The sequence below is a fragment of the Mesorhizobium sp. A623 genome, assembly GCF_054489405.1.
In genome coordinates, this window is the sequence record NZ_JBTMXB010000072.1 from 1 (window position 1) to 8305 (window position 8305).

An 8305-nucleotide genomic window follows, 5' to 3' on the forward strand; every position below is an offset into this window, starting at 1 on the left:
TTCTGGCCATTTCTTAAGTCCTCCATCGGCTCAAAAACCATACATAAGGCAGGACCAGTCTTCAGGGGGCAGACCAGTCGATGATCAGCCAGGCTTTGCCACCGCCGACCAGTTCGCTTGCCTGCTGCCACAAGGTCGCTTCCAGCGGAGTGCTGTCCCAAAGCCCGGCGCCGATGAAGTGATGGAGACGATCATAGGGGATCGCGTCAGCGCGGGCCGCCATAGGTTGGATGCTCTTGCGATCGCCCGGCCCAATCAGGCCTGCAATATAGGCCGGCACATCCGACGTCGCGTCTTGTTGCCCAAGCCTTCCAGATATGGGGCAAGCCACCGTTCCAGATCTGCCTGCCAGTCTCCGTCCATTGCCAGCCTCCATCAAAGCTGGCTCCCCATGAATCACGCATTCAGCGCCATGGGAATCCCAAAAATCACGATTCTGCCAAAGTAGTGCTAGAATATTTTGATGCAAAAAGCCCGCCACCCCTGGGACGGAGTGACGGGCCTTGGGACGTGCCGTCCCATCGGAGAGGGACTTCGCTACCGGGACCAGAACGGAGACGCCTCGGCAAAGTTCCTGGGCAAGCATTAGCTGGCAGAAATGCGATCGGAACAGAGTCGGAGCCCGCCCGTTGAGTGAGCAGGTCGTTACTGTGACGGTCCCGAACACGTGGAGATTTCTGTCATGAACATCAAGATGCTTTGCCTCGGCGCGCTTGCACTCTCATTGACCAGTGGAGCCGCTTTCGCAGCGGGCGACGGCACGTCTGCATTAGACAACCAGGAAATGATGTCACCCTTCTACACCGACTCGGGAATGAAAACGATGAAGTCGGACGAGGAATTCAAAGCCGCTTGGATGGCTATGAAGCAGGAGGATCGCGAAAAGATGTCGAAGGAATGCGACACCGATACTGAAAAACTTCACAACGACTTTTGCGCGAAAACGAAACAGCTCGGCGGCGCGAACTAGTCTGCGTCGACTAGGCCTAACGACAAAAGCCCGCCACCTCGTGAGAGATGGCGGGCTTATCGTGTTTTTGACGTCCGGGAGAGGTCAGGCCGGCATTAGCGGCATCTTACATTTGCATAAGATTAGATCGGCATACCTTCAACTCTGGCGTGGCTAGACTATGCCTATAACGCTCAGCGTGAAATGCGCCGCTCGGGCTCTATGCCGAAATCTGGGCATCCAGAAGACATCAGGTTCTATGGCCAGCCGGCATGGGCGTGGTATCTCGACCAAGTTGACACGGTTCTTGAACGACCTTGTTCCCGAAGGAATTAGCGCGCTTGCGAGGAACTGGCAAAGGCGATTAGACCGGTGCTGATATGGGGTGCGGGATGGAATGAAGACGCGGCAATGCGTTGTTCGCGCCCTTGAGCAAGCGACAGACGGTTCAATGCCTGCAGAACGTCCTCCACAAAAGCGAACTTTATCCGATTTGCGGCGTTAAACACCAATTCTACAATCAAGTTCATCTCACAGGTTGCAATGGCACGTTCCTCGATCATCGCAATTGGCGCTTCATCCGGTGGCGTGGCTGCCTTGCGCACCCTCGCAGCCGCGCTGCCGGCCACGCTTTCGGCGCCCGTCCTGATCGTGCTCCATGTCGGCGCGCATCGAAGCGAACTCCCCGAGCTTTTGAACGCGGCCGGCCCCCTTCCCGCCAAACATGCCGTAAACGGTGAAGCGATTTCTCCAGGCCATATTTATATCGCGCCACCGGACCGCCACATGATCGTCGCGGAAGGCAAGTTGCGGCTGTTGCGGACGCCCAAGGAAAACTGGGCACGGCCGGCCATCGACCCCCTGTTCCGCAGTGTTGCTGAAAGCTATGGTCCCAACGCCATCGGCGTGATCCTGACCGGCAATCTGAATGACGGCACGCTGGGTCTCGCGGAGATAAAGCGGTCCGGCGGCAGCGCGATCGCCCAGGATCCCGACGATGCCGCCTATCCCGAGATGCCGACGAGTGCTGCCGACCATGTCGCGCTGGATTATTGTTTGCCGCTCGCGGCCATTCCCAAATTGCTCATCGAACTTGTCAACCGAAAGGATGGAAAGGAAGTGGCCATGCCGATAGTCCCTTCTCAACCGGACACCGGGAAAAACGGCGAGATGACTGAAAGCCGGACGTTCGAACGGCCCCCGACGGTCACCTGCCCGGAGTGCGGTGGCGCGCTGAAACGATCGGCGATCGGATCGATCGTCAAGTTCGATTGCCACATCGGCCACAGCTACACCGCGGAAATCATGGCGACGGCGCAATTTGACGAAATGGAACGGGTCATGCGGGCGTCCGTAAGATTTCTCAACGAGCGGGCCGAATTCTGTCTCCAGATGGCCGAACACGCGCGCTCGACACAATCGGACGCCGCCAGTCAATGGGACGCGGCCAGCAAACAGGCCCTGGATCGCGCCTACCGGCTCCGCGACCTTGTCGAGCAAGACTGGATCACACCCGAAGCCTCAGGCCCGATCCCGGGCCGGCAACGTCGGCTCAACGGCTGACGGAAGGGAAGATCGCCGCGATGGCCCGCGCCAAATCCCGGGAGTCGTACGGCTTGCGCAACGTCGTTTCGCGGCGATACCCGTCCACCAGTCCGGCGGCGCCATATCCCGTGGCGAAGACAAAGGGAATGCCTCGCTCCCGTAATATATCGGCGACCGGGAAAGACTGCACGCCGCCGACGTTGACGTCGAGCACGGCGAAGTCGACTTCAGCTTCACGGGCAAGTTCCAGTGCCTCACCCATGCGGGCGGCGGAACCAATCACCTGGTGCCCCATCGCAATCAGCAGATCCTCGAGCTCCATAGCGACCAGAATTTCATCCTCGACTATCAGAGCCCGTCCTGCTTGCCGATCTGTCACCCGGTCCCCCTGAAACCTCTTGGCCGACCGGCACGGGCGCATCGATCGTGCACACAAGCCCGGAGGGCTCGTATTGAACGCGCACCTCGCCGCCTAGTTCCGCCGCCAGCGCCCGCTCGATCAACCGCGAGCCGAAGCCTCTGCGTTTTGGAGCGGTCACCGGCGGGCCTCCGCTCTCGCTCCAACGCAACGTCAGGCGGCGATCGTCGTTGCTGCCATAGAGGCTCCAGACGATATCGACTTGACCAGCCTCGCTGGAAAGCGCTCCGTATTTGGCCGCGTTGGTGGAGAGTTCATGCAGCGCCATTGAGATCGCCAATGCCGCGCTCGGGGCCAGTTGGACATCCGGACCTTCGATCAGGAAACGGTTTTCGCCGCCGGAATGCGGACCTACCGTATCTCCTACGATCTCAGCCAGGTTCGCACTCTTCCAGTTTTCGCGGGTCAGCACGTCGTGCGCTTTCGCCAGATTGATCAGTCGCGAGCTGAACGCAGTGCGTGCTTCCTCCATTGTCGATGCGTGGCCAAGCGTCTGGGATGCGATCGACTGGATGACAGCAATCGTGTTTTTGACGCGGTGGTTGAGTTCCCCGATGAGGACTTTCCGATGCTCGTCGGCACGCCGGCGCTCCGTCATGTCCCGCGCTATCTTGGAGGCGCCGATGATCCTACCGCTGGCGTCCTTAAGTGGCGATACCGTCAACGATACCCAGACCTGGCTCCCGTCCTTGCGAAGCCGGATGGTCTCGAAATGCTCGATAGGCTCTCCACGCCGGATGTGGCCGAGGATGTCGGTCTCCTCGTCGCGGCGATCCTGTGGGATCAGAGTCATGATCGATTTGCCGATGATTTCGTCGGCGTCGTGACCGAAAAGGTGTTGGGCGCCCCTGTTCCAACTGGTGATGACGCCATCGAGGTTCTTGCTGACGATCGCGTCGTCGGAGGATTCAACGATCGCGGCCAATCGCTCCGCAAGCTCCTCGGCATGCTTGCGCTCGGTGATATCCACCATCATGTTCACCGCGCCGCTGACCTCTCCAGCAGCGTCGCGCAAGGGAGTCGGGAAGGCAAGAAAGGGCACGCGCACGCCGTCGGGCCGCTCGGCCACGGCCTCCGCGCCATGTACGGCACGCTCCTCTTTCAAGGCGATCGCCATGGGGCATTCGTCATGTGGCAGCGGCGTCCCGTCCGTCCGATACATGCGCCACGAGCCGCACCACTCATCCGTGCCCAAGTCCGGATGACGGCCCCACAATTCGACGGCGGCGGGATTGTAGGACGTGATTCGGCCGGCCGCGTCGGTGGTATAAACCGCGGCCGGCAACGCCTCGATCAGGTCTTTCAAGCGCTGCTCGCTTGCATGGACCGCAATTTCGCTTTGCCGGCGTTCGGTGACATCTTCTATAGCGAGTAGGACCAGGTCCTCGCGGCTTTCATTTCGCGAGAGCTTGCGGGCGTTGAGCAACATGAAGCGTTGGCCGATGTCGAGGAAATCGTGCTCGACCTCGAAATCGGTGACCATCTCGTTCTCCGAGAGCACCTCTTCCAGAAGCGTCCGCAGGGCCGGAATATCCCATTGACCGTCGCCGAGTTCATAGACAAGGCGTCCTTCGGTCTCCTTCTCCGCGACCTTGAACTGGTGGTAGAAGGCCGGATTGGCCGACTGGACACGCATTTCGCCGTTCAGAATGAGCAGCGGCTGCCGGATCGTCGCGACGATTGCCTCGGAATAGACACGCGCCTCATTGACCGCGTCGGCGGAACGCTTCCGGTCCGTGATGTCGCTGAAAGTGACGACGACGCCCGCGATGTGGTTATCGCGCGTGCGATAGGGAAGCATGCGCCGCAAATACCAGCGGCCGGCATCGCTAGGCACCTCGGCCTCGATGGCGGTGAGTTTCCTCAGCACCGTCTCGGCGTCCGGCAACAGGTTCGCATCGGCGAATTTCCTGGCGAAATGAGCGATCGGCCGGCCGATGTCGGACGATACGAGGTCGAACAGTTCCTTCGTCGCCGGCGCGAACCATGCGATCCGGAATTTGTCGTCCAGAAATAAAGTCGCGGTGTCCGATCCCGCCAGCAGATTGTTGAGGTCGTTGGTGGCCCGTTCCAACTCGCCGATCTTATGCTGAAGCTGGCTGTTGACGGTGTTCAGTTCCTCGTTGAACGACTGGAGCTCCTCCTTTGAGGTCTCCAACTCCTCATTGGTCGATTGAAGTTCCTCGTTCATCGAGGTGGCTTCCTCGTTCGAAGCCTTTAGTTCCTCATTGGCGGTTTCCAGATGCTCGATGGTGTTGCGCAATTCGGCGCGGGTCGAGACCAGTTCTTCCTGAAGGGCGCGTTCGCCGAAGGACGCCTCTCCAACTTCCTCGCGAATGGCCACAGGCGCCGGATCGGACGTCTGCGAGACTGGCGCGAAACTGACAAGGAAGAGATCGCTGCCCCGCGTCGACGCCGGCATGACCGTCACCGCGACGGTTCGGCCCATCCCACTTCTCTGCATGCGGGCGTTGACCGTTATGCTTGCGTTCCCGCTTGACGCCTCGCGGATCGCGGCGCGCAGTTTCGTCGCCAGCCCGTTTCGGGCCATCGCCAGCAGGTCCCTGGTCGGCTCGCCCGGCGGCTGTTCAAGATAGTCCCCGGTCGTTCCGTGGAAATAGAGGACGCGGCCCTTCCGGTCGATCAGCACGGAAGCCGGCGCAAAGCGCTCCAGAAGCGCGCGCCGTGCCAACTCTGCCACCGGCGCGTCAGCCGGTTCGGCCAGCATCAGTGGCGCTTCGTCGGCGGCGCGGTGCTCGACGGGTCCGCTCGGCGGCGGATATTCGATAAGATCGTGCCGTGTCGGGCCGATCCTGCGAAATATCCGCCATTTCTTCGACACGGTTTCGAACAGATCGTCGTGCCGGCCGACCGTCTCGGCATTGCCGAGGAACAGATGCCCGCCCTGCCGCAGCGCGAAATGGCAATGGGCGATGATCCGCTGCTGCGCCTCCGACTCCAGATAGATCAAGAAATTGCGGCACGAAACGAGGTCGAGCCGCGAAAAGGGCGGATCGCGCAACAGGTTCTGCGCCGCGAACACCACCATGTTGCGAAGCTCCTTACTGACCTGAAAGGTGCCGTCGAGTTTTTCGAAGAAACGCCGGACGCGCTCGGGCGGAAAGCCGGCAAGGGCGGCAGCGGGATAAATTCCGTCCCGCGCCTTGCGCAGATTGTCTTCCTGGGCGTCTGTGGCGAACACCTTCAGATCGACCCGCTTTCCGGCGGCCTCGGCTTCATCAGTCACCAGCATGGCGATGGAATAGGCTTCTTCGCCCGTGGAGCAGGCCGGAACCCAGACCCGTATAGAGGCGCCGCTCTCGCGTTCGGCAATCATGGGCGCGATAACCAGTTTTGCAAGCGCATCCCACGCTTCGGCATCGCGGAAGAACCCGGTGACGCTGATCATCAGATCCGCGACCAATGTGGCAACCTCATCCGGGCTGTTGCGCAATTCGTTCAGATAGTCGTTCAGCGTATCGATGTTGCGGAGGCCCATGCGGCGATGGATGCGCCGGCGCTGCGTGCTGCGCTTGTAACTGCCGAAGTCGTGTCCGGCGCGAGCACGCAAAAGCTCAAGAACCTGTTCGATCGTCGGCTCGCCTTTCGGCGAAGCGGTTTCGGCTTCGGCGGAGGCATAGCCATGATGGATATAGGCGAGCAGGATTTTCGGCATCTTGTCAGGGGCAAGCACGTGATCGGCCAGGCCCGCCGAAATCGCGCTCCTCGGCATGCCGTCAAACTTCGCGGTCTCCGGCGTCTGCACCAGGCTCATGCCACCTTCGGCCCTGATCTCCTTCAGCCCCACGGTGCCGTTGCTGCCGGTACCGGAGAGCACGATAGCAATCGCCCGCTCGTGCTGTTCCCTGGCGATAGACGCAAACAGCACATCGACCGGATGCCGCTGGCCACGGGTCTGCGACGGTTTGGACACGTGCAGCCCGCCGTCGCTGACCGTCAGGTCGGTGTCGGGCGCAATTACATATACATGGTCTGGCGCGAGCCGCATACCGTCCGCGACCTGGGTGACCGGCATCTTTGTACGTGCACTCAGGATATGCGCCATCTCACTTTCGCGCTTCGGATCGAGGTGCAAAACGACCACGAAAGCGCAGCCGCTGTCTGCGGGCATGGCGTCAAAGAAAAGGCTCAGCGCTTCGATGCCGCCCGCCGACGCGCCAATGCCGACGACTGGAATGGCCGGCACTTCAAAACTGCTCTCGCGCTGCGGATCGGGTTCTTGAACACGTAATTCCGAGGCGTCACCTTCCCCCTTCCGAGATTTTATCTTTCGGTCGGGTTTGGTTCTCGTTGGGGTAGAATGGGTACCCTTCCCGGATAGGTCTTTCGCCATACGCTTTGCCCGCACATACCCTTACTCGCCAGACGTGTGATCACTGTTCACGTCCCGTGATCGACGCGCGACGGAACCTGCCCCAAAATTGCACACACACTCCTCCGTCGCAATTAATATTGACGGCACCCCGCCGGAACATCTCTTCTGACGTGGATGGTGGCCCCAAGCGCAACACGACTCCGATCTCGGCAGGAATTATTTGTAATCATTGCTCTGAACGGGTTCGAGCTTGGGCCAGGATGCTTAGGTCTGCACGGGCGATAAGCTCACCTTCATCAAGATCAACGGTGAACCCACGCTCGATGGCAAGTCTCGCTATGATGATTTCCAGGTTTTCGTCCGTCAAATCGGTTTGTGGGACAATTTCTCGCATCTGACGAATGCACTCCTCAATGGAACCAGGACAATCCTGGAAATCGAGGCCAAAGAAGAAGCTCCCCACCGCAAGTCTCATATCATCGGAAAGGAGCAAAAGTGGCGGCGCGTCGGGCATGGATGAATTCCAGAAGTCTCGTCGGTTTGCTGTGTTTTGAATCCGACAGAATCGAAAGCGACATCTAACCAACACAATGGCGAACGCGGCATCAGGTTCCAGCTTCCAGTTCAATATTCTCGGTGCCACCTGTTGCACGACCACGCAGAGTGCAAGGCGTTTGAAGCCTGCGAGCGAGAGAATCTATGAGTAGCTGACCGAAGTTCGCACGTTCGTAACCGATCAAACTCCTTCATCGGCAAGAGTGTTCTCAATAGCCGCGATGTTGAGTTCGAGTTGCGAGAGGCGTTGAAGCACTGTTGCTCAGCAGGCCATCAGATTGGGCGGCGGCAACGAGCAAGGCCATCTGTTCGTCGCGCAGGCGTTTTGAAAGTGCGTCGAGTTTTTCGCGAATGGGTCATTCGCGGCCATATCGGCAGCGAGGATTTATCGCAACCCGTCCCGGCTTTCGTGATGCGAGGTACCTTGTGACCTTAGACCCTAAACTTCCTCCATGTTTTGGTAGAGTCCGCCCACTTTTGGAGACGGACAATGAAGCGCAGC

6 protein-coding genes and 1 pseudogene are annotated in these 8305 nt (G+C 59.7%); 2 read left to right on the forward strand and 5 right to left on the reverse strand.

Annotation, left to right across the window (positions count from 1 at the left end; translation table 11 throughout):
• Window positions 1-67: 67 nt before the first annotated feature.
• Window positions 68-363: pseudogene (locus ACX3P1_RS27340) on the reverse strand (transposase); the annotation flags it as partial.
• Window positions 364-682: 319 nt separating this feature from the next.
• On the opposite strand from ACX3P1_RS27340, the gene ACX3P1_RS27345 reads away from it, so the two are divergent.
• Window positions 683-970 carry a hypothetical protein gene (locus ACX3P1_RS27345; RefSeq protein WP_459082845.1) on the forward strand — a complete coding sequence of 96 codons (288 nt, stop codon included), beginning with the start codon at window positions 683-685 and terminating at the stop codon, window positions 968-970.
• A gap of 311 nt (window positions 971-1281) precedes the next feature.
• Here ACX3P1_RS27345 and ACX3P1_RS27350 read toward each other — a convergent pair whose 3' ends face one another.
• Complete coding sequence (locus tag ACX3P1_RS27350; RefSeq protein WP_459082847.1) at window positions 1282-1554, reverse strand: hypothetical protein; 273 nt, start codon at window positions 1552-1554, stop codon at window positions 1282-1284.
• Between ACX3P1_RS27350 and ACX3P1_RS27355 the strand changes: the two genes are divergently transcribed.
• A complete protein-coding gene (locus ACX3P1_RS27355) occupies window positions 1547-2512 on the forward strand; it encodes a chemotaxis protein CheB (protein ID WP_459082849.1) in 966 nt (321 codons plus the stop codon). The genes ACX3P1_RS27350 and ACX3P1_RS27355 overlap by 8 nt on opposite strands.
• Here ACX3P1_RS27355 and ACX3P1_RS27360 read toward each other — a convergent pair.
• The 3 genes from ACX3P1_RS27360 to ACX3P1_RS27370 all read right to left on the reverse strand — a co-directional run bounded on the left by ACX3P1_RS27360 (window position 2502) and on the right by ACX3P1_RS27370 (window position 7762).
• Window positions 2502-2816 carry a response regulator gene (locus ACX3P1_RS27360; protein WP_459082851.1) on the reverse strand — a complete coding sequence of 105 codons (315 nt, stop codon included), beginning with the start codon at window positions 2814-2816 and terminating at the stop codon, window positions 2502-2504. The genes ACX3P1_RS27355 and ACX3P1_RS27360 overlap by 11 nt on opposite strands.
• Before the next feature lie 13 nt (window positions 2817-2829).
• Entirely contained in the window at window positions 2830-7119 is a 4290-nt protein-coding gene (locus ACX3P1_RS27365; RefSeq protein WP_459082853.1) for a PAS domain-containing protein, read from the reverse strand.
• Between the two features lie 355 nt (window positions 7120-7474).
• Window positions 7475-7762 carry a hypothetical protein gene (locus tag ACX3P1_RS27370; protein ID WP_459082855.1) on the reverse strand — a complete coding sequence of 96 codons (288 nt, stop codon included), beginning with the start codon at window positions 7760-7762 and terminating at the stop codon, window positions 7475-7477.
• Window positions 7763-8305 lie beyond the last annotated feature (543 nt).